This is a genomic window from Luteimonas chenhongjianii (genome assembly GCF_002327105.1).
Taxonomy (GTDB): domain Bacteria; phylum Pseudomonadota; class Gammaproteobacteria; order Xanthomonadales; family Xanthomonadaceae; genus Luteimonas; species Luteimonas chenhongjianii.
In genome coordinates this window covers 985,020-1,001,467 of sequence record NZ_CP023406.1, presented here as the reverse complement: position 1 = coordinate 1,001,467, position 16,448 = coordinate 985,020, and the positions used below count along the sequence as shown (strand labels likewise).

At 67.4% G+C, this 16,448-nt stretch carries 18 protein-coding genes; 7 read left to right on the top strand and 11 right to left on the bottom strand.

The window, feature by feature from the left end; all coding sequences use genetic code 11:
* Positions 1–49: 49 nt before the first annotated feature.
* From lipB to CNR27_RS04475, 11 genes are all read right to left on the bottom strand, one after another.
* On the bottom strand, positions 50–736 hold the full coding sequence (gene lipB, locus CNR27_RS04525; RefSeq protein ID WP_096297128.1) for a lipoyl(octanoyl) transferase LipB: 687 nt from the start codon (positions 734–736) through the stop codon (positions 50–52).
* On the bottom strand, positions 706–1,173 hold the full coding sequence (locus CNR27_RS04520) for a BLUF domain-containing protein (RefSeq protein WP_096297127.1): 468 nt from the start codon (positions 1,171–1,173) through the stop codon (positions 706–708). The genes lipB and CNR27_RS04520 overlap by 31 nt, the downstream gene beginning before the upstream one ends.
* 4 nt (positions 1,174–1,177) lie before the next feature.
* Positions 1,178–1,456 (bottom strand): DUF493 family protein, encoded by a 279-nt coding sequence (locus tag CNR27_RS04515; protein WP_096297126.1) that lies wholly within the window; start codon positions 1,454–1,456, stop codon positions 1,178–1,180.
* 225 nt (positions 1,457–1,681) lie between these two features.
* The gene (locus tag CNR27_RS04510; RefSeq protein ID WP_425435481.1) at positions 1,682–2,914 is read right to left on the bottom strand and encodes a D-alanyl-D-alanine carboxypeptidase family protein; all 1,233 of its coding nucleotides are present in this window, start codon (positions 2,912–2,914) and stop codon (positions 1,682–1,684) included.
* A 55-nt stretch (positions 2,915–2,969) separates the two neighbouring features.
* A complete protein-coding gene (locus CNR27_RS04505) occupies positions 2,970–4,298 on the bottom strand; it encodes a septal ring lytic transglycosylase RlpA family protein (protein ID WP_096297124.1) in 1,329 nt (442 codons plus the stop codon).
* On the bottom strand, positions 4,295–5,425 hold the full coding sequence (gene mltB, locus CNR27_RS04500) for a lytic murein transglycosylase B (RefSeq protein WP_096297123.1): 1,131 nt from the start codon (positions 5,423–5,425) through the stop codon (positions 4,295–4,297). Before mltB ends, CNR27_RS04505 begins: the two co-directional genes overlap by 4 nt.
* A gap of 82 nt (positions 5,426–5,507) precedes the next feature.
* A complete protein-coding gene (gene rodA / locus CNR27_RS04495) occupies positions 5,508–6,617 on the bottom strand; it encodes a rod shape-determining protein RodA (protein WP_096297122.1) in 1,110 nt (369 codons plus the stop codon).
* Positions 6,614–8,605: a penicillin-binding protein 2 gene (gene mrdA, locus CNR27_RS04490; RefSeq protein ID WP_096297121.1), complete on the bottom strand. Its 1,992-nt coding sequence runs from the start codon at positions 8,603–8,605 to the stop codon at positions 6,614–6,616. Before mrdA ends, rodA begins: the two co-directional genes overlap by 4 nt.
* Positions 8,606–8,618: 13 nt before the next feature.
* The gene (mreD, locus tag CNR27_RS04485) at positions 8,619–9,098 is read right to left on the bottom strand and encodes a rod shape-determining protein MreD (protein WP_096297120.1); all 480 of its coding nucleotides are present in this window, start codon (positions 9,096–9,098) and stop codon (positions 8,619–8,621) included.
* Complete coding sequence (mreC, locus tag CNR27_RS04480; RefSeq protein WP_096297119.1) at positions 9,095–10,147, bottom strand: rod shape-determining protein MreC; 1,053 nt, start codon at positions 10,145–10,147, stop codon at positions 9,095–9,097. Before mreC ends, mreD begins: the two co-directional genes overlap by 4 nt.
* A gap of 151 nt (positions 10,148–10,298) precedes the next feature.
* Positions 10,299–11,339 (bottom strand): rod shape-determining protein, encoded by a 1,041-nt coding sequence (locus CNR27_RS04475; protein WP_096297118.1) that lies wholly within the window; start codon positions 11,337–11,339, stop codon positions 10,299–10,301.
* Positions 11,340–11,532: 193 nt separating this feature from the next.
* On the opposite strand from CNR27_RS04475, the gene CNR27_RS04470 reads away from it, so the two are divergent.
* The 7 genes from CNR27_RS04470 to CNR27_RS04445 all read left to right on the top strand — a co-directional run bounded on the left by CNR27_RS04470 (position 11,533) and on the right by CNR27_RS04445 (position 16,445).
* Positions 11,533–12,480, top strand: a complete 948-nt coding sequence (locus CNR27_RS04470) for a carbohydrate kinase family protein (RefSeq protein WP_096297117.1) — start codon at positions 11,533–11,535, stop codon at positions 12,478–12,480.
* Between the two features lie 372 nt (positions 12,481–12,852).
* Positions 12,853–13,179 (top strand): excalibur calcium-binding domain-containing protein, encoded by a 327-nt coding sequence (locus CNR27_RS15880; RefSeq protein ID WP_096297116.1) that lies wholly within the window; start codon positions 12,853–12,855, stop codon positions 13,177–13,179.
* Positions 13,180–13,820: 641 nt separating this feature from the next.
* On the top strand, positions 13,821–14,126 hold the full coding sequence (locus tag CNR27_RS15195) for a hypothetical protein (RefSeq protein WP_157745262.1): 306 nt from the start codon (positions 13,821–13,823) through the stop codon (positions 14,124–14,126).
* Between the two features lie 68 nt (positions 14,127–14,194).
* Positions 14,195–14,818, top strand: coding sequence for a hypothetical protein (locus CNR27_RS15190; RefSeq protein WP_157745260.1), 624 nt, complete (start codon positions 14,195–14,197; stop codon positions 14,816–14,818).
* Between the two features lie 127 nt (positions 14,819–14,945).
* Positions 14,946–15,380: a YybH family protein gene (locus CNR27_RS04455; RefSeq protein WP_096300290.1), complete on the top strand. Its 435-nt coding sequence runs from the start codon at positions 14,946–14,948 to the stop codon at positions 15,378–15,380.
* Between the two features lie 70 nt (positions 15,381–15,450).
* The gene (locus CNR27_RS04450; RefSeq protein ID WP_096297114.1) at positions 15,451–15,957 is read left to right on the top strand and encodes a DUF1579 family protein; all 507 of its coding nucleotides are present in this window, start codon (positions 15,451–15,453) and stop codon (positions 15,955–15,957) included.
* 77 nt (positions 15,958–16,034) lie between these two features.
* The gene (locus CNR27_RS04445) at positions 16,035–16,445 is read left to right on the top strand and encodes a DUF1801 domain-containing protein (protein WP_096297113.1); all 411 of its coding nucleotides are present in this window, start codon (positions 16,035–16,037) and stop codon (positions 16,443–16,445) included.
* The last annotated feature ends 3 nt before the right edge of the window (positions 16,446–16,448 follow it).

Sequence of the window (16,448 nt, the reverse complement as noted above, 5' to 3'; positions counted from 1 at the left end):
TAGGTCCCTGCCCCGGCACTGTCTGCCGCAGGCGCGAGGATGCTGCGTGTCATTCAGTGCCCGGCAGCGGCGGCGCCGGACCGCTGTCGAGCGCCAGGCCGAACTGCGCAGCGAGGTGGCCGAGCAGCGCGGGTGTGACCGCCGCCGGCGACGACGGCCCGCCGAGATCGGCAAGCGAGACGACCTGCAGGTCGGCATAGCCACAGGGATTGATGCGCCGGAACGGTTCGAGATCCATCGCGAGATTGAAGGCCAGGCCGTGGAACGTGCGTCCCCGCCGCACGCGGATGCCGAGCGCGGCGATCTTGGCCTCGTTGACATAGACCCCGGGCGCGCCGTCGCGGCGCACAGCCTCGATGTTCCAGTCGCCGAGCGTGTCGATGATGGCCTGCTCGATCCGGCACACGTAATCGCGCACCCCGATCCCGAGCCGCACCAGGTCGAGCAGTGGATAGACGACGAGCTGGCCGGGCCCGTGATAGGTGACCTGTCCCCCGCGATCGACCTGCACCACCGGGATGTCGCCCGGGGCCAGGACGTGCTCGGGCTTGCCTGCCTGGCCGAGGGTGAAGACCGGTTCGTGCTCCACCACCCACAGCTCGTCGGTGGTCTGCGCATCGCGCGCATCGGTGAAGCGCTGCATCGCGCGCCAGACCGGCACGTAGGGCTGCCGTTCGAGCAGGCGCACGATGGCCGGCGCGCGACTCACAGCACCCGCTCCGCGACCCGGGCACAGCCCAGCCCGCCCTCGGGCACCGCGGCACCCTGCAGGAATCCGCGCATCGCGGTGGCGATACGGTCGCCGCCAGCGCGCGCCAGCAGGTCGAGGGCGCGGCGGTCGTTCTCCAGCCGCGGAAATACCGGCGCATCGCCGTCGGGCGGGGTCTCCGCCCAGGCCATCGGCACCCCCGGCAACAGCGCCGCCGCGCGCTCGGTGCGGACCAGCAACCGCACCTCGCAGTGGCGCACGTCGGCGGCGATGCGGGCATACAGGGCATCCACGGCCGCAGCCGGCCCCTCGAGCACCTGCATGAACAGTCCGTCGTGGAACAGCAGCATGCCGCCGATGCCTCGGCCCGCATTGAAATCACGCGCGCGCCGCAGCAGGCCGGCCATATCGGACCCGGTGAACTCGCACAGCTGCCCGCTGCGATAGAGCAGCTGGCGGATCATTGGATCAGAGCGTCCACTTCACTTCGGGATGCCCGCGCAGCGCCACGTGCGCCGCGTCGTACTGTTCGCGCGAGTCGGCACGGATGTGCAGCTTGATCGACACGTACTTGCCGCCGCTCGAGGCGCGAGTGGTCACGGTCTCGTCGAGCACCGCGATGCCTGCGGCAATCAGCAGGCGCGGGATTTCGGTCTCGAGTCCGGCGTCGGCCGCGCCCATGGCGGTGATCTCGAAGGTGCCGGGAAACTGGAAGCCGTGTTCGGGATTGTCGGAGGTGATGTCCATCGCGCAGATTATCGGGGCAGCGGCAGCGGAACCCAAGCGGCGGATCCGCCGCAGCGTCCTTTCGTTCAAGCGTTGACGCGCTGCGTCGTGGAGGGCCGGCGCAGCCGCAACCATGCCGACCGCGCCCGCGGGCCACGGCCAGGAACACTCCATTCCGCTACCGCGATCCCTTCAGGGGGAAGGGATCAATCCGGCGACATCATCCGGCCGGTAGGCCGCCCGGTTTCAGGCGTTCCACCACATCAGGAACTCGTGCCACAGGCGCTTGAAGAAACCGGCTTCCTCGACCGCCTCGAGCGCCACCAGCGGGCGCTCGGCAACCACCTCGTCGTCGAGCATCACGCGCACGGTGCCGATCTGCTGGCCCTTCTCGATCGGCGCGATGATCGTCTGCGGAATGTCCATCGACGGCTTGAGCTGCGCGTACTTGCCGCGCGGCATCGACACCAGCATCGGCTCGGCGACACCCAGCTGCACTTCGTCGGTCTTGCCCTTCCAGACCTTCTGCGTCGCAACCGACTTTTCCGCGTCATAGACGGCATGGGTCTCGAAGAAGCGGAAGCCCCAGTTGAGCAGCGCCAGCGAATCGGTGGCGCGCTGCGCCTCGCTGGTCGAACCCATGACCACCGAGATCAGACGCTGGTCGCCGCGCTGGGCCGAGGCCATCAGGCAATAGCCGGCGCCACTGTGGTGGCCGGTCTTGATGCCGTCGACGGAATCGTCGCGCCACAGCAGGCGGTTGCGGTTGTGCTGGGTGATCGGCCCGACGGTGAATTCCTTGATCTTGTTGTGCGCGTACTCCTCGGGGAAGTCGCGCACCATCGCGCGGCCGAGGATCGCCAGGTCGCGCGCGGTCGAATAGTGCTCGGGGCCTGAAAGACCGGTCGCGTTCTCGAATTGGCTGTTCTTCATGCCGATGCGCGCGGCGTAGGCATTCATCAGCTGGGCGAAGGCTTCCTCGCTGCCGGCGACGTGCTCGGCCAGCGCGATCGCGGCGTCGTTGCCCGACTGCACGACCATGCCGATTTCCATGTCCAGCAGCGGCGCGGTCTGGTTGACCGGAAAACCGCTGTAACTGCCATCGGTGCCGGCGCCGCCCTTGCGCCAGGCGTTCTCGCTCATCAGCACCTGGTCGTCGGGCTTGATCTTGCCGGCGGCGAGTTCGGCGGCGATCACGTAGCTGGTCATCACCTTGGTGATGCTGGCCGGCTCGACGCGCTCATCGGGATTGTGGCCCGCCAGCATCTGGCCGGTCGCGTAATCCATCAGGATCCAGGCGGTGCCGGTGATCGCGGGCGGCGGCGGGGTCGGCAGGTCGTCGCTAGCCGCGGGCGCGGCGGCCGCCGGCGTGGCTGCCGGCTGCGGCCTGGGCGCGGGATCCTGGGCGACGGCGATGCCGACCATCGCGGTGGCCGCGGCCACCAGCAGCATGCGCGAAACGACTACGGACACTTTCATGTAATGCAGGACTCCGGGGTGCCGGTCGTTGCAGGCCGGCGGTTGAAAAGAAGGTTCAGTCGCGAACGACGGACGGCGCGCCGAAGCCCAGACGGGCAACGCGCGAGGACATTTCGGCGACCTGGGCGGCCGCGACCGGCCCCACGCGCAGGCGCCAGACCGGCTTGCCGGCGGCGGTGCCGTCGGAGAGCTGCGCCGCGGCGATGCCGGCGCCCTGCAGCGTGGCCAGCGCGCGCTCGGCATTGGCGCGCGCACCGAATGCAGCGACCTGGAGGGTGACATCGCCTGCAGCGGCGACCGGCGCGGTCGGACCCGGCGCCGCGGCGGGCGCGACCGGTGTCGCCGCGGATGCGGCCGGCGCGGTCTGCGCGGTCTCGGGCTGCGGATGCAACGGCACCTGGCGACCGTTCTCGATCTTGACGCCGCGCGCGGCGAGCCAGGCGTCGAAGTCGTCGGCCGTCATGATCCGGCCGTTCTGGTACATGTTGAAGCGACCGTTCGCGGGGTCGGCCTGGGGCGCCGGCGCGGGCCGCTCGCCGGCACGCGCGCTGGCGATCGGCAGGGTCTCGACGATTGCGTCGATGGCGCTGGCCGCCGGCGAGGCAACGACCGGGGCCGCATGCGTCCGGGCCGGGGCCGCGGCGCGGGCCGCCGGCGCCACGCCGGGCGAGGCGGTGGCGACCGCATCGTAGCCGTGGCGCGCGTTCTCGCCGGGCGTCAGTGCGCGCACTTCGACGCGCCCGGTGCCCGCCGGATGGATGCCGATCTTCACCGCGGCGGCATAGCTCAGGTCGACCACCCGGCCTTCATGGAAGGGCCCGCGGTCATTGACGCGCACGACCACGGATTTTCCGGTATCGAGGTTGGTCACCCGGGCGAAGCTCGGCAACGGCAACGATTTGTGCGCGGCGGTGAAGGCGTACATGTCGTAGACCTCGCGATTGGAGGTCAGCCGGCCGTGGAATTTGGCGCCGTAGTAGGACGCAGTGCCGGTCTCCGCGAACTCGCTGTGGTCGTCGAGCACGGTGTAGCTCTTGCCCAGCACCTGGTAGGGACTGCGGTTGCCGACCGGCGAGCGCGGCAGGTCGACGACTTCCGGCTCGGGGATCGCATCCACGTCGGGCAGGTAGGCCGGCAGGCTGTCGGGCACACCCGGGCGGTACAGACCACCGGCGGTGTAGTGGCCGCGGGTGTTGGGATCCTCCTGCGCCGGCGCATACGGCGACACGCGGCGCTGGCCTGCGGATGCCGGTCGATGCGCCTGGGTGGAGTGCTTCGGCGCGCCGACCGTCTCCTTTCCGGCTGGTCCCGCCGCGCGCTTGTTGCCGCCGGCACAACCGGCAAGCAGCAACAGCGCCGACAGCGGCAGCAGCCATCGGATCACGGCCCGACCCCGGCCCGGATCGCCTGGGCGAGCTGATGCACCGACAGCGAATACATCGGCGAGCGGTTGTAGCGGGTAATCACGTAGAAATTGCGATACGCCAGCCAGTGCTCCTTGCCGCCCTCGCCATCTAGCGACAGCAGCGTCGCGCCCTCGACGGTCGGCTCGCCCGGCGCAGGCGTGTAGCCGCGCGCGGCCAGCGCCGACAGCGGATACACCGGCTCCCAGTTCTCGGGCTTGAAGTCGGCGGCCGACGCGGCGCGCTGCGCGCGCGCGACGACCGGGCCGCCGCGGTCCCAGCCGTGCACGACGAAATAGTTCGCGATCGACGCGAACACGTCCGGCTTGTGGGTCAGCAGGTCGCGGCGGCTGTCGCCGTCACCGTCCTTGGCCCACAGGCGATAGCTCGACGGCATGAACTGGCCCATGCCCATCGCGCCGGCATAGCTGCCCTTGAGCCCGAGGATGTCGAGCTGCGGCTCCGCCTTCTCCAGCGCGAACAGCTGGGCGAGCTCACCGGCGAAGAACGGCGCGCGCGGGGCGTAGTCGAAGGCCAGCGTGTAGAGCGCATCGATCACCTTCCACGTGCCGGTGATGCGGCCGTAGCTGGTCTCCACGCCGATGATCGCGACGATGTACTCGGCCGGCACGCCGGTCTGGGCCGCCACGCGATCGAGGGCCGTGCGGTTCTCGCGATAGAACGCCACGCCACCGTTGATGCGCGCGTCGTTGATGAAGATCGGGCGGTAGTCGCGCCAGGGGCGCACGGCCTCTGCCGGCCGGCTGATCGCGTTGAGGATCGGCTGCTGCACCGTCGCCTGCGCCAGCACGCTGCGCACATGGGCGGGATCGACCCCGTAGGTCTGCGCGGTGTAGGTGACGAAATTCTCGACACGCTGCGCGCGCGGAATCGCCGGATCGGTGACCGAGGTCGGCGCGACCGGGCGCTCGGGCGGTTGCGGCACCGGCGCGAGCAACGCGCCTTCCGGACGCGTGGGCTCGGGCAGCGGTTTCACCGCACCGTAGTCCGCGGCATGACCATCGGACGGATTGACGGGGGTCGCACACGCTGCCAATGCAAGAGGCAGCGCGGCCACGGCGAGTCGGAAAAACGGGCGTCGGCTCATCGGCGGCGAGGTTAGCACGCACGTGCGCAGGCCATGCAGCGCAGTGGCTGCGCAGTCAGGGGCCGTCATGCTTGCAGGGCGCTCATCGCCGCCGCGTCGCGCTGGCCTGCACCGCCATCACCACACCGAAGCCGGCCAGCAGCGAGACCGCCGCGGTGCCGCCCAGACTCAACAGCGGCATCGGCACGCCGACCACAGGCAGAAGCCCGGAAATCATGCCGCCGTTGACGATCACATAGACGAACAGCGCCAGGCCAAGGCTGCCGACCAGCAGCCGCGAGAAGCCGTCGCGCGCTTCGCTGGCGATCCACAGGCAGCGGCCGACGATGAACAGGTACAGGCCCAGCACCGTCACCACGCCGAGCCAGCCGAACTCCTCGCTGAGGACCGCGAAGATGAAGTCGGTGGTGTGCTCGGGCACGTAGTTGAGGTGCGACTGCGAGCCGTTGCCCCAGCCCTGGCCGGTGAATCCGCCCGAGCCGATGGCGATCTTCGACTGGATGATGTTCCAGCCCTCGCCCAGCGGGTCGGATTCGGGATCGAGGAACATCATGATCCGCGCCTTCTGGTAGGGCTGGAAATACCACAGCCATGCAGCCGGCGCGGCGATCGCGACGGCGCCGGCGCCCCCGATGAACCACCACCAGGACAGCCCGGCCAGGTACAGCGCGAATATCCCGCCCGAGGCCACCAGCACCGCGGTGCCCAGATCCGGCTGCAGCATCACCAGTCCGGTCGGCAGGCCGATGATCGCGGCGGCGACGAGCACGGTGCCAAGTCGCGGCGGCAGCGGCTGCTGGCCCAGCCACCAGGCCGTCATCATCGGCAAGGACAGCTTCATCAGCTCGGCCGGCTGGATATAGAACGCGCCGAGGTTGAGCCAGTGCTGGCCGCTGCGCCCGGTGCCCACCAGCAACACCGCGATCAGCGGCAGCAGCGACACCACATACGCCGCCGGGGTGAAGCGGCGCAGCTGCACGGCCGGCACCCGCGACAGCAGCCACATCGCGCCCAGGCCGATGACGAAGCGGCTGCCCTGCGACAACACCGCCGCCGTGCTCTGGTTGGTGGCGCTGTAGAGCACGGCCAGGCCGATCGCCATCAGTGCGCTCAGTGCGGCGAGCAGCGGCCAGTCGAGCGTGCGGGTGAAACGCTGCAGCATGTCGAGCAGCCAGCGCAGGATCACGTTCACGGCGTCACTCCGGGGAAGCGGCCGCTGGCGTCGCGCGGCGCGGTCCGCACGCCGGCCACCACCGCATCGAACGAAGGGGCGGCCTGTGGCGCCGTCCCGGCCCCCGCGGACGGCGCGCCGGTGACGGCATCGACGTCCATCTCCGGCATCTTGCCGAGCAGCCAGGCATCGAAGATCCGCCGCGCGATCGGGCCGGCGGTGGTGCCGCCATAGCCGCCGTGCTCGACGGTCACCGCGAGCGCGATCGTCGGGTTTTCCGCCGGCGCATAGCCGACGAACAGGGCCTGGTGGCGCAGGTGGTAAGGCAGGTTGCGCGGATCGGTACTGGCGCTGCCACGGCGGCTGACCCGCTGCGCGGTGCCGGTCTTGCCGGCCATGCGGTACTCCGCGCCGATCGCCATGCGCGTGCCGGTGCCGCGGCCGTGGATCGTGGTGACCATGCCCTCCTGCACCGCGCGCAGATGCTCGGGGTGATCGGTGATCGACGTCGGCGCCGGCCTCGGCACCGCGCGCCACGGCGCATCGAAGCCGTCACGGCGCTCGGCCGCCAGATGCAGGGTGTGGAGCTGCCCGCCATTGGCGATCGCGGCGGTGCCGCGGGCGAGCTGCAGCGCGGTGGCGATCCAGTAGCCCTGGCCGATGCCGGCAATCACGGTCTCGCCGGCGTACCAGGGCTCGCGGGTCCGCGTGGCCTTGAAGCGCGGCGACGGCACGATGCCCGCGTTCTCGCCCAGCAGGTCGATGCCGGTCCGCTGGCCGAACCCGTAGCGCGTCATGTATTCGTCGAATCGCTCGATGCCCATCTCGTAGGCGAGCTGGTAGTAGTAGTAGTTGACCGAGCGGGCGATCGAATCACGCAGGTCGGTCCAGCCGGCGCCGCGGGCGGCGTCGCGGTAGCCGCGGCGCTGGCCGGGAATGAAGAATTCGCCGGTCGAGAACACCCGCGACGCGGGCGTGCGCAGGCCGCTGTCGACGCCGGCCAGCGCGACCAGCGGCTTGATCGTCGAACCCGGCGGCCCGCCGCCGAGCACGTTGCGGTTGAACAGCGGCCGCGCCGGGTCGTCCATCAGGCGGCGGTAGTCGGTGTGCGAGATTCCGCTGACGAACAGGTTCGGGTCGAAACTCGGCAGGCTGACCATGCCCAGCACGTTGCCGGTGGCCGGATCGACCGCCACCGCCGAGCCGTGCAGGCCGCCGAAGGCCATGACCATGGCCTGCTGCAGGTCGGCATCCACGCTCAGGCGCAGGTCGGCGCCGGCGGTCGCCGGCTGCAGGCCCAGCCTGCGCAGCGCGCGGCCTTCGACATTGGTCTCGACCTGCTCGTAGCCGATCTTTCCGCGCAGCGCCTCGTCGTAGTAGCGCTCCAGGCCGGTGCGCCCGGTCTGCGGATACAGCAGGTGCGTGGGCCCGTAACGTTCGACATCGCTTTCGTCGGTGCGGCCCACGTAGCCCACCACATGCGCGAACAGGTCGCCGTAGGGGTAGTGCCGGTTGAGATAAGGCACCACCTCGACGCCGGGGAAGCGCCAGCGGTCCAGCGCGAAACGCGCCATCTCGTCCTCGCTGATCCGCAGCTTCAGCGTGACCGCGCGGAACGAGCGCTGGCCGCGGCGCTCGCGGTGGAACCGGATGATGTCGTCGGGCGACAGCGCGATGATCCGCGACAGCTCGGTGACCAGCCGGTGCAGGTCGCCGGCTTCCTCGGGGGTCACGTCGAGCCGGTAGGCCTGCTCGTTCTCGGCGAGGATGCGGCCCTTGCGGTCGAGGATCAGTCCGCGCCCGGGCACGACGGGCCGCGGCTTGATGCGGTTGGCCTCCGAGCGGGTGGCGTAGATGTCGTGGTCGATGACCTGCAGCTTGAAGTACCAGCCCGCCAGCACGCCCAGCGCGACGATCACCGCCGCCAAGCCGATCAGCGCACGGCTGCGGAACGCCGCCGTCTCGACGGCATTGCTGCGGATATCGTGGCGGCGACCGCGCCTGGCCATCGTCAGGGCCCGCCTAGGACCTGCGCCCGAAGCGCAGCGCGTCCATCACCAGGTACAGCGGCGCCCACAGCAGCATGCCGATCAGCGGCGCCAGCCAGTACGTCCACGGCAGCTGCGGCAGGCCCAGCGCGAAGTGGATTGCCGCGCTGACCACGCGGTCATTGAGCAGCAGGCCGCCGATCGCCAGCGCCTGCTGTGCGATGGGGAAGAACCGCAGCTGCGAGCGGAACCGCTGCAGGATGAAGGCCATGATCACCAGCCGCAGCGCCTGCTCGCCGAGCAGGCCGCCAAAGGCGAGGTCGGCGATCAGGCCCATCGCGAATGCGATGCCCAGGCCGACACGGTCGGGATCCTCGATCACCCAGTACGCGATCACCAGCGCCAGCCAGAACGGCCGGAACGGCTGCAGGCCGGTGGGCAGCGGCAGCAGGCCCAGCAGCAGGGCCATGAACAGGCTGACCGGCAGCAGCCAGCGGTTGTGCGTGCGGCTCATCGCTGCCTTCCCTGCGCCGCGGGCGGCTCGCTGGCCGGCACCGGCGCGCTGCCGGCGCCGGGTTCGACTTCGGCCGGCGCATCACCGTCCCCGCCAGCACCAGCAGCAGCGCCGGTCCCGATTCCGGCCGCGGCATCGGCTTCGTCCTGGGCGAGCGCCGCGGCCTCGCGCTCGGCGGCGGCGGCCTCGAGGTCGGCGGTCGTCACCGGCACCACCACATCGCGCAGCAGAAGCACATCGCGGCCCCGATCGAGCTGGGCCGCGGGCCGCAGGTCACCGATCAGGAACGCGCGGCTGTCGTCGGGCTCCAGGCCCGTGATCGTGCCGACCGGGAAGCCGGGCGGAAACCGTCCGCCCAGGCCCGAGGTCACCAGGATGTCGCCGACCTCGACGTCGGCCGACAGCGGCACGTTGCGCAGGGCGAGATGATCGGGGCGGCCACTGCCGTAAGCGACCAGGCGCACGCCGTTGCGGGCGATGATCACCGGCACCGCGTGCTCGAGATCGGTCACCAGCAGCACGGTGGCGGTCATCGGGGTGACGGCGATGACCTGCCCCAGCAGGCCGCCCGCGTCGATGACGCTCTGGCCCACGCGCACGCCGTTGCGGCTGCCGGCATCGAGCAGCAGGCGCTGGCGCGTCGGATCCTGGTCCACGTTGAGGATCGGCGCCAGCTGCACGTCCAGGCTGCCCTGCTCGACCGCGCCGAGCAGTGCCCGCAGGCGGGCGTTCTCGACCGCCTCCACGCGCAGCCGCGCCTGGCCGGCGTTGAGCACCAGCAGCTCGTTGCGCAGCCGGCGGTTGTCGGCGGCCATCCGGGTGCGGGTGGCGGCATCGTTGCGCATGCTCGCCCCCACCCGCGACGGCAGCCCGGCCAGCCACCACAGCGGCTGCATCGCGATGCTCGCCTGCTGGCGGAACTGCGACAGCCAGCCGCCCTGGTGATCGCTGACCAGCAGCGCGCACGACAGCGCCAGATAGGCCAGCAGGCGCAGGGTGCCCGCAACCTCGCCGGGTCTGGGAGCGGGAGAGCTGGCGTAGGAAGACACGGATCAGGACCGGCGAAGGGCAGCGGTGATGGGGAGGCCACGCGCCCCGCCCCGCGACCGCCTGCGCGGACGGGCGCTGGCGGCCCGGGAGCGCAGGACGGCGTCACGCATCAGGACGCGACGCCGCTCGTGGAGGCCGGGGCCGACGGCATCAGTCCGCGAAGAACTCGTTGCCGTGCAGGTCGAGCAGCTCCAGCGCACGGCCGCCGCCGCGGGCCACGCAGGTCAGCGGATCCTCCGCCACCTGCACGTGCAGGCCGGTGGCCTCGCTGATCAGGCGATCGAGATCGCGCAGCAGCGCGCCACCACCGGTCAGCACGATGCCGCGCTCGGCAACGTCGGCACACAACTCGGGCGGGGTCTGCTCGAGCGCCTGCTTGACCGCCTCGACGATGCCCGACAGCGGCTCGCGCAGCGCATCGAGCACTTCGCTGGAGCTGATCGTCACGATCTTGGGCACGCCCTCGGCCAGATGGCGACCGGAGACCTCGACCTCGATCGGATGCTCCTGCGGGTAGGCGCAGCCGATCTCGAGCTTGATACGCTCGGCGGTGGATTCGCCGATCAGCATGCCGTGGTTGCGGCGCACGTAGTTGATGATCGACTCGTCGAAGCGGTCGCCCCCGATGCGCGCCGATTGCGAGTAGACGATGCCGTTGAGCGCGATGACCGCCACTTCGGTGGTACCGCCGCCGATGTCGACGACCATCGAGCCGCGCGCCTCGGTGACCGGCAGGCCGGCACCGATCGCAGCCGCCATGGGCTCTTCGATCAGCGAGACCTCGCGGGCGCCGGCTTCGAGCGCCGAATCCTTGATCGCGCGCTTCTCGACCTGGGTGGAGCCGGCCGGCACGCAGATCAGCACACGCGGGCTGGGGCGCAGGAAGCGCGACTTGTGCACCTTCTTGATGAAGTACTTCAGCATCTCCTCGGTGTAGGTGAAATCGGCGATGACGCCGTCCTTCATCGGGCGATGCGTGGTGATGTTGCCGGGCGTGCGGCCGAGCATCTGCTTGGCTTCCATGCCCACGGCGGCGACGACCTTCTGGCCGGCGCTGCGGTCCTGGCGCACGGCCACGACCGACGGCTCGTTGAGCACGATGCCCTGGCCGCGGACGAAGATGAGGGTGTTGGCGGTGCCCAGGTCGATGGACAGGTCGTTTGAGAAGAGACCGCGGAACTTCTTGAACATCGGGAGAGGGCGTCCGGCGAGAGGGCGAAACGAAGCGGATTAGCCTAGCAAAAAAGCCGCCCGCACGCGGCCCGGGGCGCCCCCGATTGCGCCGCCGCCGACTGGTCGCTCACGTCTGGCGCCGGGCCTGCGCGCTGGCCTCGGCCTGCACGCGCCGGTACCCTGTGGGCCCCTACGAACGAGCTTCCACCCGATGCCTGCGCTGATCTGCGGCTCCCTGGCCTACGACACCATCATGGTGTTCCCTGACCAGTTCAAGAACCACATCCTGCCGGATAAAGTGCACATCCTGAACGTCTCGTTCCTGGTGCCGCGGATGCGTCGCGAATTCGGCGGCTGCGCCGGCAACATCGCCTACAACCTGAAACTCCTGGGTGGCGAGCCGATCCCAATGGGCACCGTGGGGCAGGATTTCGGCCCCTACCGCGAATGGTTCGAGGAAAACGGGATCGACCTGTCCCAGGTCCGCGAGATTCCCGACCTGTTCACGCCGCAGGCCTTCATCACCACGGATCTCGACAACAACCAGATCACCGCCTTCCATCCGGGCGCGATGATGCGCAGCCACGAGAATCACGTGAAGGACGTGCCGAACGTCACGATCGGGCTCGTCGGCCCGGACGGCCGCGACGGCATGCTGCAGAACGCCCGCGAATTCCACGAGGGCGGCATTCCCTTCATCTTCGATCCGGGCCAGGCCATGCCGTTGTTCAACGGCGAGGAGCTGCGGCACTTCATCGAACTGGCCGACTACGTCGTCGTCAACGACTACGAGTCCAACCTGCTGCAGGAGCGCACCGACTGGAACGAGACCGTCATCGCCGGCAAGGTGCGCGCCTATATCTGCACCCGCGGCCCCAAGGGCGTGGTGATTTACGCCGACGGCACCAGCCACGATGTCCCGCCCGCGCACGAACGTCGCATCACCGACCCCACCGGCTGCGGCGACGCGTTCCGCGCCGGCCTGATCTTCGGCATCGAGAAGGGCTACGACTGGCTGACCATCGGCCGCATCGGAAATCTGATGGGCGCGCTGAAGGTCGAACACCCCGGCACGCAGAACCAGCGTTTCGATTACGCGGAGTTTTCGCTGCAGTTCAAGCAGCAGTTCGGCTATTCGCTGGAAAGCAGCAACGCCTGATTCCAGCGGCACTGAAGAGTACGAAGACAGGGCGGCCTTCGGGCCGCCCTGTTTCGTTGTGGCGCCACCCGCCAGGCCGGACATCGCAACCCAAAGCCGCTTCCGGGAAACGGGACCGTCAGGCGTGCCTATCGGGCGAAAGATCGCAGCGGCGCCGGGCGCGCTCGCTGTTACACCCGCAGATCGGCTGGCGTAACTCATACGCCCGCGTTTCAGCCGGATACCGCCGGAGGCTCCGGCACCGCGCGCACATTGCAAGCGATTGATCCGGCAAGGTAAGCGCCCCTATCCAGGGAGGCCTGCTTGCCCGATACTCGGCGCTACACCGCATTTAGGCGGTCCGATAGTAGTTAGGCCGCACGGGGGGGGCGCATGCCTAGTCCAAAGAAATCGGTGTTTCTGGCTCTGCTTCTGGCTCCAGGCGTGGTCGTTGGACATAGTGGCGGCTTGAACAGCGAGGGGTGCCACACCAACAGAAGCACAGGCGACTATCACTGTCATCGGGCTAGTTCGGCCCAGGCGCCGGCAGCGTCCCGCCAAGACCTTGCTCCTGCGAGAGCCGCGCCAGCGGGTTCCACACAAGGCTCATTTCGCAACTGCGCGGCGGCTCGTGCCGCGGGCGCAGCACCAGTGCGACGCGGCGATCCGGGGTACGGTTCGCATCTGGACCGTGACAATGATGGGGTCGGCTGTGAGTAACTTGCTCGCGGTGCGGCCTAACAATTAATTCAAGCCGAACCCACTTCGTGGGTCGGCTTAATCAGGCGTTAGGCCGTGGTGGAACAAAACCTTCAGGTGGTTTCCGCTTCGGCAGTTTCCCGGTACCACCTGGCCACGGCTTCGGTCGCACCGCGCTTCAAGGCTCACCGGGCAAGCCCCGTCCCGCAGTCTGTGGCAAGCTCGGCAAAAGGCGGCAGTGCTGGGGAGCACGGTTGCGGCATCAAACCGTTCTGGCCACTCACTGCCTAACAAATCATTCAAGCCGACGCCGCTTCGCGGCGCGGCTTAATTCCGGCGTTAGGCCCCATGAACATCAGCACGCGTTCCGTGGAGTTGCTAAAGACCCACCTCCACCTGCTGTCGTCGGACAAGCAGCCTTTAGCGCGCTATGTGTCTGACAATTGGCCGCTTTCGGCTAGGCTCCCTCAAGGCGTCGCCGCTCGCGCGGAACTGGTCTACAGGTTCCGCGTCGACAGCTTGGCGGCAGCAGAGCGAGTAGCACGGGAGCTTTTTCTAGAGGTCGCAGGTCTCGCTCGCCAGCATATGCGGCATGAGGCCTAACCATTCATTCAAGCCGACGCCACTTCGTGGCGCGGCTTAATTCAACTGTTAGGGGGTATATGGAAACGCAGACGCAACTCACAGATTCAAAGGCAAGCCGCTGGGTATGGCTGCTTTTCTTCGGCGCCATCAGCGTCTACTTCTTTGCATCTTTTGCCGCAAATCGCTCACCTCATTACGCCCTTTCCGCTTTCGGTTTCCTCTGCCTGGGTCTGAACGCGTACAAGAACCCCGTCAGCTTCTCCGGACCTCTATGGCCACAAGTCAAAGGACCACACAAGACCGCTCGCGGCTTTGAGCTTCTGGGGCTTATCGGCGCAGCGCTTGCATTCATCGGCGCCGTCTGGCGCTGGTATACCCCCTAACAATTCATTCAAGCCGATGTTGCTCCGCAACGCGGCTTAATTCTGGCGTTAGGCCTCAGGATCGGAACATGCCTCCAAGCGTGAAAGAAACAACTGAGCAACTGAAAGCAGCGAAGGAGATCGTCAATGCAGTAACGCGCTGGGCTGCCATCTCGGTAATCCGGACGTTAGTTCTGATTTCCTTCGTTTCCGTGGTAATCCTTGGGGTGAGCTATCTTTACGTAGACAGCCTGCTTGAACGATCAAAAGAAGCAACAGACCTTCAAAACCAACAAGTGTTAATAAGCACGGATCAAGTGCTACTAAGGAACGCGTACAACCTGACGACAGAGTGCATTGAGTCCACTCAAAAAAAGGAGTCACTGGCCACGCTTTACTGCGAGAAGGCCGAAGACGCTTATTTGGCGCGCTCTACAATCGAACCGTATAAATCCCAGGCAATGCTGTCCATCCAACAGGATGCCCATCGAGCGATTCGAGCTAATCTCTTGAGCAGGATTGAGAGCAACGAAGATAAGCTTCGTCGACTTGCATGGTCAGATCCAGCGGGAAATACTCTTGATCAACTTCTGAGCACCAATGTACTAGCCCTATTCGTCGTCAGTGTCATTTTCATCGTACTGGTGCTCTACGCACTCGTGCTAAGGGCTCGCCGTAACGTTGCGATAGAGCACCGACAGCCTGAGGCCTAACAATGCGTTCAAGCCGAAGTCGCTTCGTTGCACCGACCACATGGCAGGTAATGCTTGCCATGTGGTCGGCTCCACTACGCGCCTCGGCTTAACTCTGGTGTTAGCCCCCACAGAGAGGTTCTCGCAGATGGGTGAAGACAATCCATTCTCCCGCGCGCTTGCCGCATATGTGGAGGCCGTTCTCGCCAAGGATGTTGACGCATTCGCCGCACTCTATGACCAGGACATCCATGTCTTCGACATGTGGGGCACATGGTCAATTCGCGGCCTGGCGGCATGGCGTGACATGGCTGCGGGCTGGTTCTCATCGCTCGGGGATGAGCGTGTTGTCGTTACTTGCGACAGTGCCGATTCAACTGTGTCCGAAGACCTGGCTATTGGCCATGCCATTCTCACCTACACTGCGGTGGCGCCTGACGGCATAGCGCTCAGATCTCTCAGCAATCGGGCCACCATGGCCCTGCGCAGGACTGGAGATGCGTGGAAGATCTTCCATGAGCACACATCGGCACCCATCGATCATCAGTCACAGCAGGCAATCCCGCGTCGCGGCGACGGCTGACAGTTCATTCAAGCCGCACCCGCTTCGCGGCGGGGCCTAATACAAACGTCAGCAGTCCGGGGAAAGTTCGATGCGGTTTGCAGCAATTGTGGGCGCGGCAATGCTTCTCGCCGCAGGGGCGCTGAGCGCCCAAGACCATCCGAAGATTCCAGACCGACCGGCGCCGCTGAAAGCGCTGGACGGTGAGTGGGTCATGTCTGGAGATGTCATGGGCGAGCCGGTGACTTACCGGATGGTCGCGGGGCCTACGCTCCATGGCGCCTTCACAGAAATCCACATGAATGATGTGCAGGTGCCCTCGCAGTACGAGGCTCGGGTTCTGATCGGTTACGACACCGAGAGCGGGACTGTCATCGCTCATTGGATGGACAGTTTCGGGGCAAAACACTCGGTACCGCACGGCACCGGATCAGTGTCCGCAAACACGGTGCAGTTCACCATTCCTTACGAGAGCGGCGCGTTCCTCGATACGTTCACCTATAGCCCGGACACGGATACGTGGCTGTTCGTCCTCGAGGCTGCTCAGCCCGATGGCGAAGGGAAGCACTTCGCACGCTACACGGCTCACCGTCCGTAGCTGAGTGCCAACAATTCATTCAAGCCGCCGCTTCGCGGCGTGACCTGGTTCCAGCGCTGACCCACGCAGGAGCGGCCATGGGCAGTCGCAAGTCTCCTTCCGCAGGTTCCGTGGCCGACTACATTGCCGGCCTTTCCCCGCGACTGCGGGGGGACGTCGAAGCTTTGCGCTGCGCGATCCTTGCGTCCGCCGACGACATCGGGGAAGAGATCAAGTGGAATGCCCCCAGCTTCTACACCGGCGAGCACTTCGCCACCATGCGCTTGAACGGCAAGGTTCCCCTCCAGCTCATCCTGCACCTGGGCGCCAAGAAGAGTTCCATCGCGCACGACTCGATTGAAGATCCGCAACGCCTGTTGCAATGGCTCGGCCCGGATCGCGCCTGCATCAGCTTTCGGTCTCCCGGCGCTGTTGCGAAGCAGGTTGCTCCGGTCCAGCACATTGTTCGGCAATGGGTACACCATGTCCCGGCCCGGGCCGCGGGCTGAGAA

Bases quoted from the DNA above. Each gene is read 5' to 3' on its own strand.
- CNR27_RS04450 (WP_096297114.1), top strand. From the start codon at position 15,451: ATGCGGTTTGCAGCAATTGTGGGCGCGGCAATGCTTCTCGCCGCAGGG.
- mltB (WP_096297123.1), bottom strand. From the start codon at position 5,425: ATGAGCCGACGCCCGTTTTTCCGACTCGCCGTGGCCGCGCTGCCTCTT.
- mreD (WP_096297120.1), bottom strand. From the start codon at position 9,098: ATGAGCCGCACGCACAACCGCTGGCTGCTGCCGGTCAGCCTGTTCATG.
- CNR27_RS04455 (WP_096300290.1), top strand. From the start codon at position 14,946: ATGGGTGAAGACAATCCATTCTCCCGCGCGCTTGCCGCATATGTGGAG.
- CNR27_RS15195 (WP_157745262.1), top strand. From the start codon at position 13,821: ATGGAAACGCAGACGCAACTCACAGATTCAAAGGCAAGCCGCTGGGTA.
- CNR27_RS04515 (WP_096297126.1), bottom strand. From the start codon at position 1,456: ATGGACATCACCTCCGACAATCCCGAACACGGCTTCCAGTTTCCCGGC.
- CNR27_RS04475 (WP_096297118.1), bottom strand. From the start codon at position 11,339: ATGTTCAAGAAGTTCCGCGGTCTCTTCTCAAACGACCTGTCCATCGAC.
- CNR27_RS04510 (WP_425435481.1), bottom strand. From the start codon at position 2,914: ATGAAAGTGTCCGTAGTCGTTTCGCGCATGCTGCTGGTGGCCGCGGCC.
- CNR27_RS15880 (WP_096297116.1), top strand. From the start codon at position 12,853: ATGCCTAGTCCAAAGAAATCGGTGTTTCTGGCTCTGCTTCTGGCTCCA.
- CNR27_RS04445 (WP_096297113.1), top strand. From the start codon at position 16,035: ATGGGCAGTCGCAAGTCTCCTTCCGCAGGTTCCGTGGCCGACTACATT.
- CNR27_RS04520 (WP_096297127.1), bottom strand. From the start codon at position 1,173: ATGATCCGCCAGCTGCTCTATCGCAGCGGGCAGCTGTGCGAGTTCACC.
- mrdA (WP_096297121.1), bottom strand. From the start codon at position 8,605: ATGGCCAGGCGCGGTCGCCGCCACGATATCCGCAGCAATGCCGTCGAG.
- CNR27_RS04470 (WP_096297117.1), top strand. From the start codon at position 11,533: ATGCCTGCGCTGATCTGCGGCTCCCTGGCCTACGACACCATCATGGTG.
- CNR27_RS15190 (WP_157745260.1), top strand. From the start codon at position 14,195: ATGCCTCCAAGCGTGAAAGAAACAACTGAGCAACTGAAAGCAGCGAAG.